The organism is Streptomyces sp. NPDC054961, assembly GCF_053609145.1.
The window spans coordinates 1-2,539 of the sequence record NZ_JBSGWY010000101.1 but is presented as its reverse complement, the minus strand read 5'-3'; the positions used below and the strand labels follow the sequence as shown (position 1 = coordinate 2,539).

The window sequence follows — 2,539 nt, the reverse complement described above, 5'->3', positions numbered from 1 at the left end:
GACGCCCCCGGAGCCACCGAACTCGCCGACGAACTCACCGCCCTCGGCGCACAGATCACTTTCGCTGCGTGTGATCTGGCCGACCGGGACGCGACCGCCGAGCTTCTCGCCGCCATTCCCGCAGAGCACCCCCTCACCGCCGTGGTCCACACCGCCGGCGTCCTCGCCGACACGCTTGTGGAGGGTCTGACGCCGGAGGCTCTGGCGGAGGTGCTGCGGCCCAAGGTGGATGCCGCGTGGAACCTCCACGACCTCACCAAACACCTCGACCTGACCGCCTTCGTCCTGTTCTCCTCCATCGCCGGCATCATCGGCAACGCCGGCCAGGCCAACTACGCCGCCGCGAACACGTATCTCGACGCCCTGGCCCACCACCGCCACGCCCACAACCTCCCCGCCACCTCCCTCGCCTGGGGACTCTGGGGCGGCGAAAGCGGCGGCATGGCGGGCAGCCTCAGCGAAGCCGATCTGGCGCGCTGGGACCGCAACGGCCTTCCGGCGCTGACGTCGCAGCAGGGCCTGGAGCTATTCGACGCGGCGTTCGCCAGCGGCCGGGCGACCCTGGTGCCGGCCCGGGTCAACGTCGCCGCGCTGGAGGACCTCCAGGCTGGCGGGCTGCTCCCCGAGCTCTACAGCAACCTGGTCGGCACCCGCCCCAAGCGGGCCGTCGCCCAGTCCCAGCGTTCGGCGGCCGGTTCCGGCTCGTCCTGGGAGCTGGAGATGGCGGGCCTCGGCGAGGCCGAACGCTTCCGCCGGCTTTCAGAGCTGGTTCGCTCGACGGCTGCTACCGTGCTCGGCTACGCGCAGACCGCGGACATCGACACGGCCCGCGCGTTCAAGGAGCTCGGCTTCGACTCCCTGACGGGCGTGGAGTTCCGCAACCGGCTCAAGGCCATGACCGGCCTGCGCCTCCCCACGACCATCGCCTTCGACTACCCGACGCCGGATGCGGTGGCGGCATACCTGCTGGCCGAGGTCTCCGGTGTGCGGGAGTCCGCGGCCGTTGAGGTCGCCGCAGGCTCCGGCGCAGCCGACGAGCCACTCGCCATCGTCGGTATGGCCTGCCGGTACCCCGGTGACGTGTCCTCCCCCGAGGACCTCTGGCAGCTCGTCGTCAACGGCGTCGACGCGATCTCCGAGTTCCCGACCAACCGTGGCTGGGACACGGACGCCCTCTACAACCCGGACCCACAGCAGATCGGCACCTCGTACACCCGTCATGGCGGGTTCCTGCACGGAGCCGACCTGTTCGACGCCGAGTTCTTCGGGATCAGCCCCCGCGAGGCCACGGCCAGCGACCCCCAGCAGCGCCTGCTGCTGGAGACGGCGTGGGAGGCGTTCGAGCGGGCCGGCATCGACCCCGCCACCGTGCGCGGCAGCCGCGGCGGCGTCTTCGCGGGTGTGATGTACAACGACTACAGCTCCCGCCTGCCGAAGGCCCCCGAGCACTTCGAGGGCTTTCTCCTGACGGGCAACGCGTCCAGCGTCATCTCCGGCCGGCTCGCGTACACCTTCGGGCTTGAGGGCCCGGCGGTGACGGTGGACACGGCGTGCTCGTCCTCGCTGGTCGCCCTGCACCTGGCGGCGCAGTCGCTGCGCCAGGGCGAGTGCAATCTTGCCGTCGTCGGCGGTGTGACCGTGATGTCGACGCCGACCACGTTTGTCGAGTTCAGCCGACAGCGCGGTCTGTCGACGGATGGCCGTTGCAAGGCCTTCGGCGCCGACGCCGACGGCACCGGCTGGGGCGAGGGCGTCGGCGTGCTGCTCGTCGAGCGCCTCTCGGACGCGCAGCGGCTCGGCCACCCGGTGCTGGCCGTGGTGCGTGGCTCGGCTGTGAACCAGGACGGCGCCTCCAACGGCCTCACCGCACCCAACGGTCCGTCGCAGGAGCGCGTCATCCGGCAGGCACTGACGAACGCTCATCTGACCACAGCCGACGTGGACGTGGTCGAGGCGCACGGTACCGGGACTCGCCTCGGCGACCCCATCGAGGCACAGGCCCTCCTCGCCACCTACGGCCAGGACCGGCCCACCGACCGGCCTTTGTGGCTGGGCTCGATCAAGTCCAACATCGGCCACACCCAGGCCGCCGCCGGTGTCGCGGGCGTGATCAAGATGGTCATGGCCATGCGCCACGGCGTCATGCCCCGCACCCTCCACGCAGACGAGTCATCCCCGTACGTCGAGTGGGACACCGGCGCCGTCGAGCTGCTCACCCAGGGCCGCGAGTGGCAGGAACCCGGTCGCCCGCGCCGTGGTGCCGTCTCTTCCTTCGGCATCAGCGGAACCAACGCCCACGTGATCATCGAGCAAGGCCCCGCCCCTGTGGAAACCCCTGCCTCGGACGGTTCCTCCGCTCCGGGTGTGGTGCCGTGGGTGGTGTCGGGTCGTGGTGTGGAGGCGGTGGCGGGTCAGGCGGCGCGGCTGCTGACGGCTGTCGGGGCGGACGAGGGCCTGTCGCCGGTTGATGTGGGTGTGTCGTTGGTGTCCTCGCGTGCGGTGTTCGAGGACCGTGCGGTGGTGCTGGGTGAGGACCGGG

General features: G+C 71.1%; 1 protein-coding gene. It reads left to right on the top strand.

Annotated features, from left to right (window positions below):
- Positions 1 to 2,539, top strand: a 2,539-nt coding sequence (locus ACWF9Z_RS36620) for a type I polyketide synthase (RefSeq protein WP_453609938.1), incomplete at both ends; no start/stop codon positions are given.